The 20652-nt window shown below is 59.5% G+C and carries 14 protein-coding genes; 10 read left to right on the top strand and 4 right to left on the bottom strand.

Annotation, left to right across the window (positions count from 1 at the left end):
- The first annotated feature begins 338 nt into the window (after nucleotides 1-338).
- Entirely contained in the window at nucleotides 339-941 is a 603-nt protein-coding gene (locus FJ423_RS00150) for a nitrogen fixation protein NifQ (RefSeq protein WP_064993572.1), read from the top strand.
- A gap of 13 nt (nucleotides 942-954) precedes the next feature.
- On the opposite strand, the gene rpoN is transcribed toward FJ423_RS00150, so the two are convergent.
- From rpoN to FJ423_RS00130, 3 genes are all read right to left on the bottom strand, one after another.
- A complete protein-coding gene (gene rpoN / locus FJ423_RS00145) occupies nucleotides 955-2304 on the bottom strand; it encodes an RNA polymerase factor sigma-54 (RefSeq protein ID WP_084015736.1) in 1350 nt (449 codons plus the stop codon).
- 170 nt (nucleotides 2305-2474) lie between these two features.
- On the bottom strand, nucleotides 2475-3008 hold the full coding sequence (locus tag FJ423_RS00140) for a peroxiredoxin (protein ID WP_064993528.1): 534 nt from the start codon (nucleotides 3006-3008) through the stop codon (nucleotides 2475-2477).
- 1878 nt (nucleotides 3009-4886) lie between these two features.
- Nucleotides 4887-6107, bottom strand: a complete 1221-nt coding sequence (locus FJ423_RS00130; RefSeq protein WP_064993570.1) for an MFS transporter — start codon at nucleotides 6105-6107, stop codon at nucleotides 4887-4889.
- Nucleotides 6108-6685: 578 nt separating this feature from the next.
- Between FJ423_RS00130 and nifH the strand changes: the two genes are divergently transcribed.
- The 9 genes from nifH (at nucleotide 6686) to FJ423_RS00085 (ending at nucleotide 16544) form a co-directional block, all read left to right on the top strand.
- The gene (gene nifH / locus FJ423_RS00125) at nucleotides 6686-7579 is read left to right on the top strand and encodes a nitrogenase iron protein (RefSeq protein ID WP_064993527.1); all 894 of its coding nucleotides are present in this window, start codon (nucleotides 6686-6688) and stop codon (nucleotides 7577-7579) included.
- Nucleotides 7580-7670: 91 nt separating this feature from the next.
- Nucleotides 7671-9173 (top strand): nitrogenase molybdenum-iron protein alpha chain, encoded by a 1503-nt coding sequence (nifD, locus tag FJ423_RS00120; RefSeq protein WP_064993526.1) that lies wholly within the window; start codon nucleotides 7671-7673, stop codon nucleotides 9171-9173.
- Nucleotides 9174-9305: 132 nt separating this feature from the next.
- Nucleotides 9306-10847, top strand: coding sequence for a nitrogenase molybdenum-iron protein subunit beta (gene nifK / locus FJ423_RS00115; RefSeq protein WP_064993525.1), 1542 nt, complete (start codon nucleotides 9306-9308; stop codon nucleotides 10845-10847).
- A gap of 63 nt (nucleotides 10848-10910) precedes the next feature.
- Nucleotides 10911-12413 carry a nitrogenase iron-molybdenum cofactor biosynthesis protein NifE gene (gene nifE / locus FJ423_RS00110; protein WP_064993524.1) on the top strand — a complete coding sequence of 501 codons (1503 nt, stop codon included), beginning with the start codon at nucleotides 10911-10913 and terminating at the stop codon, nucleotides 12411-12413.
- Complete coding sequence (gene nifN, locus FJ423_RS00105; protein WP_064993523.1) at nucleotides 12410-13792, top strand: nitrogenase iron-molybdenum cofactor biosynthesis protein NifN; 1383 nt, start codon at nucleotides 12410-12412, stop codon at nucleotides 13790-13792. The genes nifE and nifN overlap by 4 nt, the downstream gene beginning before the upstream one ends.
- A complete protein-coding gene (nifX, locus tag FJ423_RS00100; protein ID WP_064993522.1) occupies nucleotides 13758-14255 on the top strand; it encodes a nitrogen fixation protein NifX in 498 nt (165 codons plus the stop codon). The genes nifN and nifX overlap by 35 nt, the downstream gene beginning before the upstream one ends.
- A gap of 14 nt (nucleotides 14256-14269) precedes the next feature.
- The gene (locus FJ423_RS00095; protein WP_064993521.1) at nucleotides 14270-14749 is read left to right on the top strand and encodes a NifX-associated nitrogen fixation protein; all 480 of its coding nucleotides are present in this window, start codon (nucleotides 14270-14272) and stop codon (nucleotides 14747-14749) included.
- On the top strand, nucleotides 14742-15560 hold the full coding sequence (locus FJ423_RS00090; protein WP_064993520.1) for a response regulator transcription factor: 819 nt from the start codon (nucleotides 14742-14744) through the stop codon (nucleotides 15558-15560). The genes FJ423_RS00095 and FJ423_RS00090 overlap by 8 nt, the downstream gene beginning before the upstream one ends.
- Nucleotides 15561-15851: 291 nt before the next feature.
- Nucleotides 15852-16544, top strand: coding sequence for a universal stress protein (locus FJ423_RS00085; RefSeq protein ID WP_224655972.1), 693 nt, complete (start codon nucleotides 15852-15854; stop codon nucleotides 16542-16544).
- A 516-nt stretch (nucleotides 16545-17060) separates the two neighbouring features.
- Here the strand turns inward: FJ423_RS00085 and FJ423_RS00080 are convergent.
- The gene (locus FJ423_RS00080) at nucleotides 17061-19028 is read right to left on the bottom strand and encodes an acyltransferase family protein (protein WP_064993569.1); all 1968 of its coding nucleotides are present in this window, start codon (nucleotides 19026-19028) and stop codon (nucleotides 17061-17063) included.
- Between the last annotated feature and the right edge of the window lie 1624 nt (nucleotides 19029-20652).

Raw genomic sequence — 20652 nt, 5'->3', positions numbered from 1 at the left:
GTTTCGATGAGTGGCGCTGCCGTCACCTGGACGGCCCCAGATGGGGTTCCCCACTATCTCGCCTGCCGACGGGCGAGCCTTCACGGCTAACCGTCGCTTCAGGACCTGCTCGCGCCGTCAGCCAAATTCACGGCGTCGTGTCCTGGGTGAAATTCTCGCCTGCCCGACAGGCTGCAGGACGCGTTTCAAGGCGAGGCTCAATTGCATGATCAAGGCGGTCGATTTCCCCGACCGCTCATTGGGCACGAGCCTGCGCACACGTGTGCCCGAAAGACTGACTGACCCGCGTTGCGCTCGGCAGAGTGCTGCGTGAAGGCACAGACCAGGAGAACGGAACCATGTCCGGTCAAAACGATGCGCATATCGGCACCGGCCAATGGCCGACGATCCAGCCGGAGAAGGAGTTCGACGAACATGTGCTTGCCTGCGTCTTCTCCTGTGCGCTCAAGGAGGTCGAGGCTGGCACGACAGTGGCGGAGTCAACAGGCCTTTCGCTTGCCGAGCTGCGCGAGGTCTTGCCCCGCGGTTTCCCTGGTACCGCGATGGCAGCATTCGCCTCGGCAAACGTCAGCGATGCTGAGCCGGGTGTAGAGGAAGAACTTCTGCGCGGCCTGCTACTGGCACATGCCCGGGCGAGTCATCCGGCGAGCGCCCGCTTCGCTAAGATCCTCGCCCGGCGCGCCATGCATGATGGCCATCTGTGGCAGGACCTTGGGCTTCCCGACCGGACCGAGCTCAACCGCCTTCTGGCCACACACTTTCCGACGCTGGCGGCCGGCAACACCCAAAATATGAAATGGAAGAAGTACTTTTACCGCAAACTCTGCGAGGCCGAAGGGTTTTCGCTGTGCACTGCGCCCAATTGTCGGGAATGCAGTGATTTCGAAAATTGCTTCGGCCCCGAGAAAGGCGAATGTGAAGAACGCGTCACACCGGTTTAAACGCCGCTTTTCGTCACGAGGCCCTGAGGCCTTGATTACCGTTGTGCCACAAGCGTTTTTCCCGGCGCCGCTGTACGGAGGAGGGGACATTCATCGCCTCGCGATATTTTGCGACGGTGCGGCGAGCGAGATCGATACCGTCTTCCTTGAGCCGGTCAGCGATTTCATCGTCCGAAAGCACGTTCTCAAACGATTCTTCGGCGACCATTGCTTTGATCCTATGGCGGACAGCTTCGGCGGAGTGCGCGTCACCGCCTTCGCAAGAAGCGATCGCGACAGTGAAAAAGTACTTGAGCTCGAACACTCCACGTGGGGTGTGCATGTACTTGTTCGACGTTACCCGGCTTACAGTCGACTCGTGCATGTTGATCACGTCAGCGACCGCCTTGAGATTGAGGGGTCGTAGGTGGGCGACGCCATAGTCCAGAAAGGCATGCTGCTGGCGCACGATTTCGTTCGAAACTTTGACGATCGTCTTGACGCGCTGATCGAGACTGCTGATTAACCAGAGCGCATTCTGTAGGCATTCGTTGAGAAATGTCATCTCTTTCGATTTTTTGGCGACTCGGCGTGAAACTTCCTTGAGATAAGTGTGTTTGATCATCAACTTGGGCTGCGTGTTCGGATCAGGCTCGATCTGCCATCCACCTCCGGGCGAGGGAGTGGCCCAGACATCCGGCACGATGCATTCCGGCGCGCCCGAGTGGAATGCGTTTCCGGGCTTGGGGTCGAGCGCACGGATTTCCTGCAGCATGTCGAAAAGATCTTCGTCGTCGACGCCGCAACGCACCTTCAAAGTCCGATAATCGCACCGCGCAAGCACGTCAAGGTTGGCAATCAAAGCCGCCATGGCCGGGTCGAACCGGTCTCGCTGGCGCAACTGTATCTCAAGACATTCGCCGAGAGATCGTGCGAAAATCCCCGGCGGATCGAGGTGCTGCAAGATACCCAAAACTCGTTCCACATCGGCCAGCGGGATGTTTAGCTTCCCAGCCAGCTCCGAAGCACTTGCCCCAAGCAAACCAGTGTCATCCAGATGTCCCGCAAGCACATTAGCAATCAGCCGCTCGTGCGGCGTGAAGGCGGTGAAGGAAATCTGAGAAGCGACATGGTCGTGCAGCGTTTCTGGTAAGGCGACAAACTCCTCGAAGGCACGATGATCGCCAGGCGCGGTGCTCGATTTCCCTTGCCTGGGCAGATCCCGGGACATCTTCGCATACTCCAGAAGGGGATTTCTCTCGAGCTCCTGGGCCACGAACTGATTCAGTTCGGGAATGTTCATTTGAAGCAGGCGAATCGACTGGATGAGTTGAGGCGATAATCCCAGAGACTGTTTCTGAAGTAGGCTCAATGACGGTTGCATGGTCACTTATTCCTGTCTAGAAGCTCTTGACTGCGGCTGGTTTCGATCTCTCACAGGGTCGACGCCTCTCATGCGCGTCACCTTTGAATGACCTTCCCGGACGCGCCGCTTTAGAGCTTTGCCCTTGTGCAAGTGGCGTCCAAACGCAGCTGCACATCCTCGGCACCAGGTCATGCAGCGTCCTTCAATGTTTGAAGGACGTTCTGCGGGGATGAGACGCCATAAGGGTCGGTCCCGCAGTTGTCGGAGAAACCTTCCTCCTCAAACCACTGCTCCACCACGCCATTATTGACCAGAGCCGCGTAGCGCCAGGAGCGCATACCGAAGCCGAGATTGTCCTTGGCAACCAGCATGCCCATTTTGCGGGTGAACTCGCCTGAACCGTCGGGGATCAGCTCGACTTTCTGCAACCCCAAGGACTTCCCCCATGCATTCATGACAAAGGCATCGTTGACGGAGAGGCAGTAGATCGCGTCAACTCCTTCCTTCTTGAATTCCGCATAGAGATCTTCGAAATTCGGCAGTTGGTAAGTCGAACAGGTCGGTGTGAAAGCACCGGGCAGCGAAAACAGGATGACCCGTTTGCCGGCAAAGTAGTCGTCGGATGTTCTTTTTTCCCAGCGGTAGGGATTTGGCCCCTGGACTGAATCATCGCGGACACGCGTAAGAAACGTGACGAAGGGAACCTTCTTTTTACCGGTCATCAATTTTCTCCTTGAAGGGAGGTGGCACTGGATTCTTGCAGGGGCTGGCGCAATACCGAGCTGCGGGTCTCGTGCATGGCATGATGCCGACGGCGCTCCCGATGCTTTCTCCATTCGGGTGTATGGGAACGGCCCGGCTCCAGGTGTTCTTCACCCGAACCGCATCGACGTGGGCGATTGGGGGACGCGGCTCCGGATTCGTGGCAACGGCCCGGCTCCAGACCTTTCTCACCCGAAAGCCATCGATATGAGGGATGAGGGCACCTTCTAGCGCCGCGATTGGTCTGGCCGCGACTAGGGCGCCGGAGCCGGCATGGATCACCCACTCCTCATACCCGGGGTCAAAATGCTGGCAACCGGACATGACCAGGAGCGGGATGAGCATATGCGTCGCAAAAGTGATTCTCCGCGCCGCAGAGCGGCGTGGCTGAACTGGTTCAGCGTATTGGCTGGACTTGCCTGTTTCCGGCCGACGTGGGCTCGGCCGAAATTTTGAGAAGCCTCTTGGCCACTGACATGCTGATGCAAACCGATTTCCGGCAAATGCGCGAGCATCATCTGGCGTCTCGGCATCGGACCCCAGTTGCAAAGCCGCTTCGGAGGACGGATCTCCGAACCGGACGACGTCCCGATCTTCAGCGAAGACGGCCACCGTCGCCTTTGTCCATCGTTTGGAGCTTGGGGCGTCAGCCATGGTAGTCACCTTCTTCCTGGTTTGATGGGCTCTAAGCACAAGGCTGCAAGCGGCATGCCATTTCCAATGAAGCTGCTCCTGCACCAGCGCTATCGCTTCGGTACGACGTCTTCGCCAACCGGAGGTGCGCGCCAGAGCCGTCACGTCATCACACCGAACAAAAGTCCTGTGTAGAGAGGGTATTCACCCGTCCGGCGCCGGCTGGCAAAGGACGGGCCAGACAGGGCAAGCCCAGGCAATACCCCGCATCGGCCGGCACAGCGATTGCACAGTGTGTTTGCCCTGGCGTGTTTTTACGTGCGACTAACGTGAACGCAGGCCGGCAGCGCCACGATCCGGATTCGATAAGGATCGCTTTCGACTCGGCTACGATCTTTACACGCATGGTGTTCCTCTCGCCGAGCGTCCCTATCGAAATCCATTGTGTCGGAAACTGGACTAGAATTGTCGCAAAGCCGACCCAAAGGTCGCCAAGAAGCGTCCGCTGTTTGCGGGAACCGGCAGAACGCAACGGAGCGCCAACCGGGCACGCAAATAGCCAACAATCTTGTCAGTGGGACGTCTGCAAATTTCGAGGAGAGCCTCGGCTGCCCCTAGCGAGGCTTGATGCAGGAGCGCATTGATCTTCCGCTCCAACTCAACTGAAAGGATTTCTGTGATCCATTCGATCGCTATGCCTGGCAGGCACTAAATCGGCATTTCAAAACCGATGATTTGACGGGTCTCGCTAGCTCGCGCCGAAAAAGTTTGCTGCCCATTTGTGCCCGACGTTCAAACGGTTGAAGAGCAGATTGCGCCCTTATCTCCCAAGCTCGTCGGCGTCCACCAGCGGGACGAGGTCGTTGCCATGAAGTTGTCGGACATAGTCATTCGAGAGGTGAGACCGTCGTTGCGCTGACACCCTTGCAATATCAGGACATCGATGTCGGCGAAGATGGGCTGCGCAACCTGACCAAGTCCGCCCGGCCGAGCGCTGATCGCTCGCTGTAGTCTCGGTGCAGGCCGGCAAGGCACCGGCGCTGGTCCATGCCCGTTGAAGAGCCGACGTGGAAGAGGCAGTACCGCGATCCAGGCGGCCATCCTAGGCGAGACGAAGGCCTGGATCGAAAAAGTATCGTGCGCAGACCGCGTCGCGCGGCTGGTGCGAGTCCACCTCGACGGCGAGCTTCTCTCCCACCAGGCGGTTAGGTTGCGTGTTTCGGGTCGAATACGAACACTGTGAGTGCCGCGAGCAATGTGGCAATTGCGGTGTAGGCAAAGACACCCGTGACGTGGTCGGGATCCTTCAGCAGCAGTCCGCCGAAAATCGCGCCGGCTGCGATGGCTACCTGGAACGTTGAGGTCATCAGCACGGCGGCGCTTTCGGCCTGCTCGGGAACCGCACGCAGCAGTATCCAAGTCTGCAACCCCACCGGCACCGCGCCGAAGGCAAAGCCCCATACGGAAACCGCAATCGCCGAGGCAAAGGTCGATGCTCCAAACTTCAGCAACGAGACAGCGGCTATCGCCATAAGGAAGGATGGCAGGGCCGCGACTGCCTTGAGACTGTGTTTGGCCAGGAATGCTCCGGCAAAACTGCCGAAGAAGCCGCTTATGCCAGAAAGGAGCAACAATATCCAGATCCCGTTGGTACCGAGCTTGGGAGTCGTCTCGAGGAAGACCCGAATATAGCTGAAGCTGGTGAAGTGCCCAGAAGCGACCAGCAGTACGACCAAAAGTGCGACCTTTATGGTCGGATCTTTGGCCGCATCCAGCAGACTGCGGAATCCAGCCATTTCAACCGGAGGCAGCGTCGGCATCGTTAAAAGCAGCACCAGCAGCGTAACAGCATTAAGCACTGCGGTGAGCGTGAAGGCCACTCGCCATCCCAAGCTGCCGCCGACGACGGCGCCGAATGCAGGCACGCATACGAGAGCGACCGAAACGCCGGCGAGGATGATTGACATGGCGCGCGGCAGAAGATGATTTGGAACGAGCCGTATCGCCAGCGATGCCGAAATCGACCAGAAGCCTCCGAGCGCAATGCCGAGCATAACGCGTGCTGCCAGCAAAACCGGCAGCGACGACCCGACTGCCACCAGAAGGTTGGACAGGATCTGAAGCAGCATCATTGCCCACAGGACGGTCCTGCGGTCCAGGCGCTTTGCAATAATGGCCATCGTCGGCGCTGAGATCGCCGCAGCAATGCCCGTCGCTGTGATCGCATATCCAGCCGCATCCACTGAGATGCCGAGATCGCGCGCTATCAGCGTCAGCACGCTGGCTGGCAGACACTCTGCCGCCACCAGCCCGAAGGTGCCCAAAGCAAGCGAAATGACCGCACCCCATGCGGGAGGAGATAGTCGATCCGGCGTTTCTGGGCCGTGCAGAACAGTCTCGATAAGACCCGTCGCCGATTCGGTCATGAACATCCTCGCCCAACATGGGTTGGCTGCGATGACCCGAACTAAAGGCAGAAGCGCGCCATCGCTGCCCGACATCTTGTGACAGTAGGGCGTGCAATTTCGGTGCCGGTTCTCCGTGCCCGACGGGGGTGTCATCGTCGGCAGACGTCTCATCAGGCTGTTCTATGCCGACCTCGGCGTCCGTCTCGAACCAGCCATGCGCGCCAGCAGTTCCGAGCCCGGATGTCTGATGTTCCGTGACGGGACGACGCGAGCCGGTCGCTATGACCGCCGCCTTTAAGCAGCCAAAAACCGGCTCTGACTGAAAGGACCATTTCCGGTGGCTCGAACCTGACGTTTTGTGTCGGGCATTGTCGGGTCCGCTACACGGCTTGTTCCAACAATAATCTATCTGCCAGCGAGCACTTGTTAGCGCACAAGCTAACTAGCTAGAGCCAAAAGGAAAAATCCCGCTTTGGCTGTCCTTCGAAAAAGTTGGCACGAAACTTGAGACCTCGTTGTGAGGCGGCAAGAGCTGCCCATCGGCATTTGTGTCCCGGGCAGCCGCGACGGATGAAACCAAGGAAGGAAACCTATTAATGTCACGTCTGCGTCAGATCGCCTTTTACGGCAAGGGCGGCATCGGCAAGTCCACCACCTCCCAAAATACGCTCGCCGCTCTCGTCGACCTCGGGCAGCGAATCCTCATCGTCGGCTGCGACCCCAAAGCGGATTCCACCCGCCTGATCCTGAACTCGAAGGCTCAGGATACTGTCCTGCATCTCGCGGCACAGGAAGGTTCGGTGGAAGACCTCGAGCTTCAGGACGTGCTCAAGGTAGGCTACAGAGGCATCAAGTGCGTGGAGTCCGGCGGCCCGGAGCCGGGTGTAGGCTGCGCCGGCCGCGGCGTCATCACCTCAATCAATTTCCTTGAGGAGAACGGCGCCTACGACGATGTCGACTATGTCTCCTACGACGTGCTCGGGGACGTGGTTTGCGGCGGTTTCGCGATGCCGATCCGCGAGGGCAAGGCGCAGGAAATCTATATCGTCATGTCCGGGGAGATGATGGCGCTCTATGCCGCCAATAATATCGCCAAGGGCATCCTGAAATATGCACATTCGGGCGGTGTTCGGCTCGGCGGACTGATCTGTAACGAGCGTCAGACCGACCGTGAGCTTGACCTGGCCGAAGCACTGGCTTCCAGGCTCAACTCCAAGCTCATCCACTTCGTGCCGCGCGACAACATCGTCCAGCACGCCGAGCTCAGAAAGATGTCAGTGATCCAATATGCGCCCGACTCCAAGCAGGCCGGAGAATACCGCGCGCTTGCTGAGAAGATCCATGCGAATTCTGGCCAGGGTACCATCCCGACCCCGATTACCATGGAGGAGCTCGAGGACATGCTGCTCGATTTCGGCATCATGAAAACCGACGAGCAGATGCTTGCCGAGCTTCAGGCCAAGGAAGCGGCAAAGGCGGCAGCCCAGTAACCGATATTGGGCGCCCTCCTTGAGGTGGCACGCCTTGCAAAGAACGGCGCCTCGTCGGTGAGGCGTCACCAGACACCTTGAAAGGGGTCCCATGAGCCTGGAATACGAGAATGATGGTGCTCTCCATGCGAAGCTTATTGAGGAGGTGCTATCGCAATATCCGGACAAAGCGGCGAAGCGCCGCAAAAAGCATCTCAGCGTCGCAAAGAGCGGGGACCAGGCCGGCGGGGAAAACGAGATCCTTTCCGAATGCGACGTCAAATCGAACATCAAGTCCATTCCGGGAGTGATGACCATACGCGGCTGCGCCTATGCCGGCTCAAAGGGCGTGGTCTGGGGTCCGGTCAAGGATATGGTCCATATCTCGCACGGCCCCGTCGGTTGCGGCCAATATTCCTGGTCACAGCGCCGCAACTACTACGTCGGAACAACGGGCATCGACACGTTCGGGACAATGCAGTTCACATCCGATTTCCAGGAGAAAGACATTGTCTTCGGCGGTGACAAGAAACTGGAACAGATCATCGATGAGATCGAGCTACTGTTCCCGCTGAATAACGGCATCACGGTGCAATCCGAATGCCCGATCGGTCTCATTGGCGATGACACCGAGGCAGTTTCTCGCAAGAAGGCCAAGGAGTACGAAAAGACTATCGTGCCGGTGCGCTGCGAGGGCTTCCGCGGCGTCTCGCAATCACTCGGCCACCATATCGCCAATGACTCCATCCGCGACTGGGTCTTCGACAAGAAGGACGTCGATTTCGAGGCCGGTGCTTACGACGTCAACGTGATCGGCGACTACAATATTGGCGGCGACGCGTGGGCCTCGCGCATCCTGCTTGAGGAGATAGGATTGCGCGTGGTCGGCAACTGGTCCGGTGACGCGACACTCGCCGAGATCGAGCGCGCCCCGAAGGCCAAGCTCAATCTCATCCACTGCTACCGGTCTATGAACTACATCTGCCGGCATATGGAGGAAAAGTATGGCGTCGCCTGGATGGAGTACAATTTCTTCGGACCGTCCCAGATCGAGACCTCCCTGCGTAAAATAGCCAAGCATTTCGGCCCCGAAATCGAGGAGAAAGTCGAGAAGGTCATCGCCAAGTACAGACCGCTTGTCGACGCGGTCATCTCAAAGTACCGGCCACGCCTCGAAGGCAATACCGTCATGCTCTACGTCGGCGGCCTGCGCCCCCGCCACGTCATCACAGCTTACGAAGACCTCGGCATGATCATCGTTGGCACCGGCTACGAGTTCGCTCACAACGATGACTATCAACGCACGGGCCATTACGCAAAGAATGGCACGCTGATCTATGACGACGTTACCGGCTACGAGTTGGAGAAGTTCATCGAGGGAGTTCGCCCCAACCTGGTTGGCTCTGGCATCAAGGAAAAATACCCCGTGCAGAAGATGGGTATCCCGTTCCGTCAAATGCACTCCTGGGACTATTCGGGACCTTATCACGGCTATGACGGCTTCGCCATTTTCGCGCGCGACGTGGATCTTGCGATCAACAATCCGGTCTGGGGCCTCTACCAGGCACCTTGGAAACAAAGCCCGTCCCGTGGGCAGGCGATGGCTGCCGAATAGATGCCCTGTCCCAGGCCTAGTCTCCCCAGAGAGACGATGAACCCTCGCGGCTTGTGAGCCTCGGGAAACCGCAAACGTCTCCACGTACCTGAGCTGCCGTATGGCGCGGCCAGATGGAAAGAGGTAATACCAATGCCGCAGTCGGCCGAAAAGATTCTCGACCACGCTCCGCTGTTCCGCGAGCCGGAATACAGGCAGATGCTCGCCGGGAAGAAGCTGAATTTCGAATGTCCGCACCCGGATCAGATCGTTGCCGATCAGGGTGAATTCACCAAGACCTGGGCATACCGCGAAAAGAACCTCGCCCGACAAGCGCTTGTGATCAATCCCGCCAAGGCCTGCCAGCCGCTCGGCGCTGTGTTCGCGGCCGCGGGCTTCGAGCGGACCATGTCCTTCGTCCACGGTAGCCAGGGCTGCGTGGCCTACTACCGCTCTCATCTATCGCGCCATTTCAAGGAGCCTGCTTCGGCGGTTTCCTCCTCGATGACCGAGGATGCGGCAGTATTCGGGGGCCTGAAGAACCTGGTCGATGGGCTCGCCAACACCTACCAGCTTTACGACCCGAAGATGATCGCAGTCTCGACGACTTGTATGGCGGAGGTCATTGGCGACGACCTGCACAGCTTCATCGAGAACGCCAAAGACGAAAAGTCGGTGCCGCGCGACTTTGACGTGCCCTTCGCCCACACGCCGGCCTTCGTCGGTAGCCATGTCGACGGCTATGACGGCATGCTGAAGGGCATTCTAGAGCACTTCTGGAAAGGCCAGGAGCGCACGGAAACCAAGGGAACCATCAACCTCATTCCGGGCTTCGACGGCTTCTGCGTCGGCAACAACCGGGAACTCAAACGCCTGCTCGATATGATGGGTGTGTCCTACACCTTCATCCAGGACGCCTCTGACCAGTTCGACACGCCATCGGACGGGGAATACCGCATGTATGACGGCGGCACCAAGATCGAAGAGGTGAGGGGGGCACTTGACGCCGAGGCAACGCTTTCGCTCCAGCACTACAACACGCGAAAAACGCTGGATTATTGCGGGCAAGTTGGGCAGGCCACGGCTTCCTTCCATTATCCGCTGGGCGTCCAGGCGACCGACGAATTGCTGATGAAGGTGTCGGCGCTTTCCGGCAAGGAAATCCCCGAGGCAATCCGACTGGAGCGCGGCCGACTGGTTGATGCCATGGCCGACAGCCAATCCTGGCTGCACGGCAAGAAATACGCGATCTACGGCGACCCGGACTTCGTGTACGCCATGGCCCGCTTCGTCATGGAGACCGGCGGCGAGCCGACACATTGCCTGGCAACCAACGGCTCCTCGGCCTGGCAAGCCGAGTTGCAGGAACTGCTTGACGCCTCGCCCTTCGGCATGGACGCTCAGGTCTGGGCGGGTAAGGACCTTTGGGCGCTGCGATCGCTTCTCTTCACCGAGCCGGTGGACCTGCTGATCGGCAATTCCTATGGCAAGTATCTGGAGCGCGACACCGGCACGCCGCTGATCCGCCTGACGTTTCCAATCTTCGACCGGCACCATCACCATCGCTTTGCGCTCATGGGCTACCAGGGCGGGTTACGCGTGCTGACCACGATCCTCGACAAGATCTTCGACAAGCTCGATCGCGAGACGAGCCAGACGGGCGTGACGGACTATTCCTATGACCTCACCCGCTAAAGCACACGGCCAGCTTTTCGCCCAGGCTGTTCATTGCCCGAATGGACTTTGGAGACTGACGCAATGACCTCGCTCAGTGCCAAGATCCAGGACGTTTTCGACGAGCCTGCATGCGACAAGAACCGTGGCAAGGACGTCAGGGCGCGCAAGGAAGGCTGCGCACGGCCGCTGACGCCGGGAGCGGCAGCGGGCGGCTGCGCGTTTGACGGGGCCAAGATCGTCCTGCAGCCGATCACTGACGTTGCCCACCTGGTGCATGCGCCGCTCGCCTGCGAGGGAAATTCCTGGGACAACCGCGGTGCAGCTTCGTCCGGGCCAACCTTGTGGCGCACAAGCTTCACGACCGATCTTACCGAACTCGATGTGGTGATGGGGCGGGGCGAGCGGAAGCTCTTCAAGGCGATCCGCGAAATCAAGGAAGCCTATGCGCCCGCAGCAGTCTTTGTCTATTCGACCTGCGTGACGGCGCTCATCGGCGACGATATCGAGGCCGTCTGCAAACGCGCCGCCGAAAAGTTCGGCCTGGCCGTGGTTCCCGTCAACGCGCCGGGCCTGGCTGGCTCCAAGAACCTGGGCAACAAGCTTGCCGCGGAGGCGTTGCTCGACCATGTCATCGGCACGGTGGAACCCGACGACGCCGGCCCGTATGACATCAACGTCCTTGGTGAATTCAACCTTTCCGGCGAATTCTGGCTGGTCAAGCCGCTCCTGGATCGGCTCGGGATCCGGGTTCGCGCCTGCATTCCGGGCGACGCGCGCTATCGCGACGTAGCTTCCGCGCACAGCGCCCGGGCGGCCATGGTGGTGTGCTCGACGGCCCTCATCACTCTAGCCCGCAAGATGGACGAGCGCTGGGACATCCCGTTCTTCGAGGGCTCTTTCTATGGCATCTCGGATACGTCGGAAGCACTCCGCAACATTGCTGAGCTCCTGGTGAGGAAGGGGGCCGATCCGGAGATCCTGGACCGCACGGAGAGGCTGATCGCCCAGCAGGAGGCGATTGCATGGAAGAAGCTCGAAGCCTACCGGCCGCGGCTCCAAGGCAAGCGCGTGCTGCTCAACACCGGTGGTGTGAAGTCCTGGTCGCTCGTCCATGCGCTGGTGGAGATCGGCATGGAGATCGTGGGCACCTCGGTCAAGAAATCCACGCTCGAAGACAAGGTGCGCATCAAACAGATGCTCAAGGACGACAACGATACGTTCGAGCAGATGTCAGCGCGCGACCTTTACGCCATCCTCTCTGGAGGCAAGGCCGATATCATGCTCTCGGGTGGGCGCACGCAATTCGTCGCGCTGAAGGCCAAGATGCCCTGGCTCGACATCAACCAGGAGCGCCAGCACCCTTACGCCGGTTATGACGGCATGGTGGAACTCGTACGCCAGATCGACCTCGCCATTCACAACCCGATCTGGCGCCAGGTGCGCGAGCGACCCCCGTGGGATGGTCCGATCCATGGGTACGACGCACTGCCGGGCCCAAGCGACGACGCCGAGAACCTGCACGCTGTCCAGGAAACCGCCGGCAAGGCGCCGACGATTTGCGTGAGTGCTGAGGAGATCCGATGACGCGTATCCTTCCCCAGACAAAATCAGCCGCGATCAACCCGCTGAAATCGTCACAGCCGCTTGGTGCCGCCTTGGCGTTTCTCGGCATTGACGGCGCAGTGCCGCTGTTCCACGGCGCCCAGGGCTGCACCAGCTTTGCCCTCGTGCTGTTCGTGCGGCATTTCAAGGAAACGATTCCCCTACAGACGACCGCGATGGATGAAATAACAATCATCCTCGGCGGGTCGGACAATCTGGAAGAGGCGATCTTCAACCTCAAGACCCGCACGACGCCAAAGCTGATTGGGGTCTGCACCACGGCCCTGGTGGAAACCCGTGGCGAGGATTGCGCAGGCGACATTTCGGACATCAGGCTGAGACGGGCGGAAGAACTCGCGGGTACCGAGATCGTGCTGGCCAACACGCCGGATTTCGCCGGCGCCCTTGAAGAGGGCTGGGCCAAGGCTGTCACCGCCATGATCGAAGGCATTACAAAGCCTGGGGAGCGGGCGCGGCAGTCAAAGAAGATCGCGATCCTTCCTGGCTGGAACCTCACCGTGGCTGACCTCGAGCATTTGCGCGAGATGGTCGAAAGCTTTGGCCTGCAATCGGTGATCTTGCCAGACCTTTCAGGCTCGCTCGACGGTACCGTGCCAGACCACTGGGTCCCCACCACCTATGGCGGAACGAGCATCGAGGATATCCGCGAGCTCGGCACGGCCGAGCACTGCATCGCGATCGGCGAGCATATGCGCCGCCCGGCCGAGGTTCTCTACAAGGCGACCGGCGTGCCTTACGTGCTGTTTCAGTCGCTGACCGGATTGAAGGGCGCCGATCAGTTCGTTTCGCTGCTGTCGGCTATTTCTGGCCAGCCTGTGCCGGCAAGCGTCCGCCGTCGGCGGGCGCAACTGCAAGATGCGTTGCTCGACGGACATTTCCACTTCGGAGGCAAGAAAATTGCGATCGCTGCTGAACCAGACCAACTCTATCAATTCGGAGCGTTCTTCGTCGACATGGGCTGCGCAATCACGGCGGCCGTCACGACGACCGGTATGTCGAAAATTCTGGAAAAGGTACCGGCGGAGTCGATTCAGGTCGGCGATCTCGGCGATCTGGAATCACTTGCAAGCGGCGCTGATCTTCTGGTCACCCATTCACATGGACGCCAGGCCTCGAAACGCCTTGGCATTCCGCTTATGCGCATCGGCTTCCCCGTCTTCGACCGGCTTGGCAGCCAGCACAGGCTCTCGATCCTCTATCAAGGGACCCGTGACCTGGTCTTCGAGGTTGCCAACCTGTTCCAGGCCGGCCGGCGTGCGCCGACGCCTGATGAGCTCGATCCATTCCGCAAACGCCAAACGCCAGGTGAGCCCGATGCGTCGCTTCTCACTCGTCACTGACGAGGTTCACCGTCCGATGCGTGAACGACAAGCAGGCGCTTTGCGGGTGGCAATCGCTACCCAGGACGTCAAGCAACTCAACGCCCATTTCGGGTCGGCCAAGCGCTTTGTCATCTACGATATGACGCGCGAGGAGTGGGAGCTTGTGGAAGTCATCGAGTTCGACGACGTCTCCGACGAAAGTGGGAAACATCACTCCGAGAGGGATGACCGCATCACACCGAAGATAAAAGCGCTGAAGGGCTGCCACCTCCTGTTTTGCCTGGCGATCGGTGGACCTTCGGCAGCCAAGCTTGTTTCGGCAAAAATCCATCCGATCAAGGTGCGGCATACTCAGAGCATCCAAGAGGTGCTGGTTCGCACGCAGCTGATGCTCAGGACCTGCCCTCCACCTTGGCTGCGCAAGGTCCTGGCTGAGGCAGGCGTCGCGAAACAGAAGCCGTCCTTTGAAGACGAGGACTGAAATGAGGAGGCGAAATGTTCGACCCTGCCCTTAGCCTTGCTGTCGATGAGGACGAGGTGGCGCTTGCCAGCCCGTTTCTCAAATGCCTCGTGCGGCTAATACGTGCTCAGGACTCCTACGGCGCGTGGGAAGGCAAAGCGGACCGCGAACTGCTGGCCGCCTTCATCATCACCAAGCAACAGCGCCGTGCGATCCCGATCATAGGCGATCCCGACCCGGACGTCCTGTGGAGGCTAGATATGTTCTACACCGCCATTGGGCTTGCGATCGAGGAGCGCTGCGGCCTGATGGCATCGCCGATCATGGAGCTGAGCCGTGAAGGCTTTGGGCGCGTGCTTTTCACGACTGGGCGGCTGGTCGCTCTGTCGAAGACGCTGCGCGACGTCCACCGGTTCGGCTTCGAGACGTTGCGGAAGCTCGCCGGGGCCGGCACGAAGCTGGTCAGCGACGCAATCGCAGCCATCGAAACCTATCCCGAGGTGGCGCGTGCGTGATGAAGCAGGTTTCGAGCCCAGGGGCCATGACAATCTTCAGCAGCCGCGATGGCCAACCGTCGCAGCCGACGCCGTCCAGGCGGATCAAGCTCCTGAAGTAACACCGATGAAGCCACTCATCCTGATCTGTTCGCAAGATGCCGAGCTTTATCTGTTGCTCAGCCACATACTGGAGGTGGACGGCTTCGCCACTGAGCCGGTAAGGAGCGCCAAGGAAGTGCTTGCATTGGCCGACGAACGCGAATTCCAGGCCGTCGTGCTGGACTGCGGTCCGGCGAGCATAACCGGGGCCCCAATCTGCGCCCGGCTCAAGGGGGAGCCCCGGACCGCCGACCTTACCGTTATTGCCCTGATCGCGCCGGGTGCCGAGGACCAGCACCTCGATCTCCTCAAGGCTCGCATTGACGAGAGATTTGTGCGGCCGATCGTCCCGGCCAACCTGCTCGACTTTCTACGGGCGAGGCTGGCGCTGCCGAAGCGGGGCGCACATGGCGTTGAAAACGGCGGCTGGCTCACCTTTGGTGACCTCGAGATGAAGGTGGATGCCCGCCGGATTCGCGGCAATGGCCACGACATTCACCTCGGAGTCATCGAGTTCAACGTGCTGCTGCTTATGATGGAGGCTCCCGGCAAGGTCTTCAGCCGGAAGGAGCTTATCGGCACGGCTTGGGAGAAAAACATCCATGTCGAACCACGCACCGTCGATGTCCATGTCAGCCGGATCAGAACAGCCCTCAAGAAGGCTTGGCCCGGCGGCGGCATTCTCACTGTCAGGTCGGCCGGCTACTCGCTCCAGATGCCGGACGGCTGAATCAGTTGAGGTGTAGTGCCACTCCCTTTCCCTCGCGCTGTGAGTCGGTGTTGCGGCCTGCCGCTAGACTAAACGAGATACTCAGGAAGAAGCAGGCAAATGGGTTTTAAAAGCGTACTCTGTGTGACGGACGCAGACCATTCCGATCATGACGTCGAAACTGCTGCCGGCTTGTGTGCTGAAGTCGGTGCGCATCTTTCCGTACGGATAATACCGGCTCTGATGCTCGTTTTGTCATATCGGCCGATGAGAGATGGTGTCCCCGAGTGGCCCACGGGGCGTGGACAGGCAATGGCCACATTGAACAATCAGTTTCGGCAAGACAGATTTACACTGGACGTGCCCAGACTGGAAAGACGCTCCGAGAAGATCCAGGAACTGCTGAGGGCAATGTGCCTTTCCTATGATGTCGATACGGATTATTGCAATTTGACTGGCGTGGGGGAGGTGGTGCGACAGCGGGCACTCTGCGCCGACCTGACCATTGTCGGCCCCGCACTTCTCAACGACAGTGTTGTCGGACCTGTCGTCATCAACGGCAGCTTATTTGATACGGGAAAACCGGTGCTTATTGTGCCCAAGCGCGCTGAGGCGACCCTGTGGCCAAGGCGCGTCCTGGTCGGTTGGGATTCGCGACTCGAGGCATCCCGTGCCGTTCGGGAAGCGCTGGGTCTCCTATGCGCTGCTGAGGAAGTTCGTGTTGTCCTGGTGGGTCCGAAGGCGAACCACAAAGGGTACGGCGCGAAACCTGGAGCCGATATTGCTGCCTATCTCACGCGCCACGGTGCTCGGGTGTCGGTTGACCTGTTGCCAAGTGCTGGCAAATCGGCGGCCAAGGTGCTTGCGCAGCACGCAATCGATACATCTGCCGACATGATAGTCATGGGCGCTTATGGCAGCCGTCGCCTGCGTGAGCGGCTCTTCGGCGGCGCAACGAAATGGATTGTTGACAAGCCGACATTGCCGCTGTTTTTGGCGCGCTGACCGGCTCGGGAGTTGCACCGATGCCGCTCGAAGCTTTAGTTCACTTGGGCGAACTATTCAGATATCGGGAAAAAGATCGCGGCGGCGCGAAGCTCCTCGAGGCAGTGCACGAGGCCTGACCGAACAAAATGCTCCGGTCTTGAGTTGCTTGTCGAACTCTCGCCCGAGACGGCCCCAAAGGCCGTGCAGCGGCGCTGCTCGAGCTCATCGAAGCACGGCCGCGGCAGATTGGCCCAAGACGAGAAAGGTAGCTTGGCTTAATTCAGTTGAGAAAGACAGTCGTTAGCTTGGTAGACGAGTTAGGACCTATTGCTGCGGCCAGCACAGCCGTTCGCTCAAGGCAATGCTCTTTGCAGCGCCAGGCATAGGCTGCCATTGTTCCCGGCTGCCCCATGTCGAGGGCAATTGCAGCTTCATATAACTCAAGACGAGTGCCCTCAGGCAACTTAAGGTAGGGCTTTCGCCGCAGCTCGTGATGACCTTTAGCTGGCGCCGGACGGAAGCAGTGTGCGATCCTCACTGCCCCGGAAAGCCTGCCTTAGCCGAATTCATGGCTGACGAAGAGATGAGCTTGGCGAAAATAGGGGCAAGGATATGCCGGCTCGCCGGCGAAAGGTGGATCGCGTCAAGGTAGAAGACGTCTTCACCTGATCTCAGCGGGCAGTTTTGCTGCCCACACAGAGCTGGGACTATGGGAATGAACTGTACGGTTCGCGGCAGCAGATCCGCGAGCATTCGATTGTTCTGCCAGGACATCTCGGCCGGCATGGTAGAGCACGGCGCGTCGCCCTTCATGAAGTCGGCACGGACGAGGCAAGTCAGCACATCGATGGATGGTTCCGGCGTGGGTCCAACCACGGCGGTCTTGATGCCATGGGCCGCCAGTGAGGCAGCGGTCTGTTCTATCGCGGACGTGAAGTTGGCATTGGAAGTCTCCTGCGAAGGCCAGCTTCCGTCTGTCGAGAGGAAGCTGCCTCCACGCCCCGAGTAGGCGTTCCAGCGGCCTGCCAGGATCACGAGTGTGATGTTGGGATCGGCAAGCACCGATTGGAGCGCGGACGCATTGAAGGCCGGGCAATCCGCTCTCAAGGGACTGGCGGGAAGCATCGTCATGTCGGGAAAAGGAGCGCACCCCGCCTTTGTGATCTGTCTGACGCGCACGCCTGTCGTCCGGGCCGCCTCGTCTAAAGCAGAGGCAAGATGGGCAGCCTGAGAATCGCCCCACAAAACGACCCTCGGAGCGATATTGCCGAAGCCGAGGATGCATTCGCCCGTCTTGGGAATGAGCCCGCCACGCTGGAGGCAGGAAGAGGATTCGAACTTGGCTCTTTCCGCTCTGAGCGCTTGAACAGAAGGACCGTCGTCAGGACCCCGGCTTGGGAAGCCGGAGCTGTAGATGATAGCCAGGGATAGACAGCAGACGCCGGCCATTGTGCCGGCGGTCGGTACCATCCACTTCCAGCCTGTGGCCCTCCGGCGAAACGGGCGCTCGACAAAGCGCCAGGAGAGTGCTGACGCGAGCAGTGCGGCGAGTACGACCGCGACACGTTCAGAGACGAACAATTCGCGATTCCGATAGATGCCTGCAAAGACCAGCAACGGCCAGTGCCAGAGGTAAAGCGAGTAGGATGTGAGCCCGATGAAGGCGGCAGGCTTGATCGACAGCGCTTTCGAAACCATCGTGTCGCGGTGAAAGCCGGCCGCGATGATGAGCGCCGCTCCAATGCAAGGAGCAAGCGCGTATAGGCCGGGAAATGGCGTATCCTGATTGAGCAGGAAGAGTGAAGCGGTGATGAGCGCCAGACCTGAGGCAGCGAGGAGTTCCGCAATCGTTCGGGTTGGCCTCATTGCCTTAGCAGCAGGCAGCGCGATCAGCCCGCCCGTGAGCAGTTCCCAAGCGCGTGTCGGAAGCATGTAGAATACAAAGGGCGGATCGCTCTGAAGCCAGTGCTGAGCGGCGGTGATGGAGATGATGCCCAGCGCCGCGACGATGACTGCCGCCCACGGTCTCAGCCATCGCATCATGAGTATGACCACCAGAGGCCAAAGGAAATAAAACTGCTCCTCGACGGCCAGCGACCATGTGTGCAGGAGAGGGAGCGAGGTCGCGGCTTCAGTGAAATAGTTGGTGTTGACGTAAAAAAAGAAGTTGCTGGCGGAAATCGCAGCGGCAATGGCGCTGTTGCCGAAGCCGATGAACTCACCCGGCGGCAGCACAAACCACCCCATCGCAAAACATGCGGCCAGCATCGCGAACAGGGCAGGAAAAATCCGTCGGACCCGGCGGTGATAGAAGTCCAGCAGCGAGAATTCGCCCCTGTCGGTGCGCTCGATGATGTCAGACGTTATCAGGAAGCCGGAGATCACAAAGAAGACGTCGACCCCAACGAACCCGCCGCTGACCGCTGAAAAACCAGCGTGATACAGGACAACCGGAACAACGGCGACGGCCCGCAGACCGCTGATATCCGCTCGGTACTTCATGCAGCTGATCGTCCTCAGAAGGTTCCGAGCAGCGTTTTTCATGGTCGTTACGCATCGTAAAATCGATAGTTTCGATGAAGTGCATCTACCGTATGAATGCGGGCCATCGCGTGCGACTAAGAACCGAACCAGACCGGACACAAATCGCGCAACGCAGAATCCCGCTCGATCAAAGTGAAAGACGGTTTTTCACTAGAAGGCGAACCCGTCCGGTCACCGGCCACTCCGGCTTGTCAGCGTGCGCAGTGGTGCGCCGATGGTACGGGCGCCGAGGCAAAGACCGCCACTCCAGCGCGCTACATGAGCTTGAGATCGTCAGTCGGATCGATCAGCTGCTGCCTTGCGTCAGCTCGACTTGAATTGGTGTGGCTCTTGTTCATCTCTTCCGCGGTCCTTGTGCCCACCTAGCGCATGTGCGCAGTATCCACCTTCACCGCGCCCGTGATGTCGATCGGCGATTGCCGCGCGGCCGTTGAACAGACGAAACCTATAAGCGCGGCTGGACGGCCAGTCAGAAACAGCACGCTGCCGGATTGGCCACCTACCGCAGCTGCAAAGCAGGCCAGTCATCTCTCAATCGACTGGCTCGCCCGTGCCACGTGGGGCAGTTCCGATTGGGATGATCGGCATCGCCGATCGTACGGTTTCTCATAAGTAGATCGGGCGTCGAGTTTGCAGGCGAGTTGCGCAGGCATTCGTTATGGAGCTCTGGGGTTCGGTTGTTGATCGCATGCGAGGCGCACGCATTCACATCGTAGATGGGCTCCATCGAAACAATCTATTTTACGGAGAGTAACGGACATGAAAAAGCGTTGCTCGGGAGGCGACGCCCACCGGAAATCTCTCCAGGTCATGCGCAAGGCGGAAGGTGGAGCGGCGTCCTCCTTCTGATGCCTAGGGTTCATCACTCAATTTCGTCGCTCGCTTCCTGGATCCATCCCGCAGCGTCACGAGCCTGATCATTTGTGCTCGCGACCGGCGGACCCGTTCGGCGCGACCGGCAGACGATCTGCATTCCTCCAAATCCGATGCCGTGCGCGAGCTTCTCAACACTCCGGACGGATTTTCGGCGAAGGTGAGCTATCTCAAACGGTATGCCGCCACGCTTCGCTGCGGACTTAAGGGCGCAATGGATGTCGCCGAAGCCGGATCGTGGGTTGGACCCGAGGGTGCAAAGCGGTCTTGGCGTATGAGATGCATGAACGAACTGCAGCCGCTATCTCGATGACGATACCTTACTGAACCAATCGCGCGACGAGGATTGTCTGGCCAGGAACAACGTTCCGACCTGGTGGCCGCGCGCTCCTTGCCGCGATTTGGCGTGTGCTGGCGTCTTCAACGCAATCGCTGCTGATCGCCTCGAGCCGCTGTCGGCTTCCACCGTAATCGACGGCGGCTGCGCCGGCGGAGATGTAAGCTCGAGCGCAGCGGTCGGACGAATGGCCCACGTCATCGGCATTGACCTCGACGAAGGGAGCTTGTGCTGGCGCGCGAAGAAGCTGCCGCGCGCACCTTAGTCGAGTGCTAATGGGAGCGTCATGCGACGTAAGAATGCTATGCCTATCAGATCATCATGGGAGAGATCCACGTCGCATGACACATGAGACATTACCGGATTCCCCGG

The organism is Mesorhizobium sp. B2-8-9 (assembly GCF_006439475.1).
Lineage (GTDB): Bacteria > Pseudomonadota > Alphaproteobacteria > Rhizobiales > Rhizobiaceae > Mesorhizobium.
This window is presented reverse-complemented; position numbering and strand designations above follow the sequence as displayed.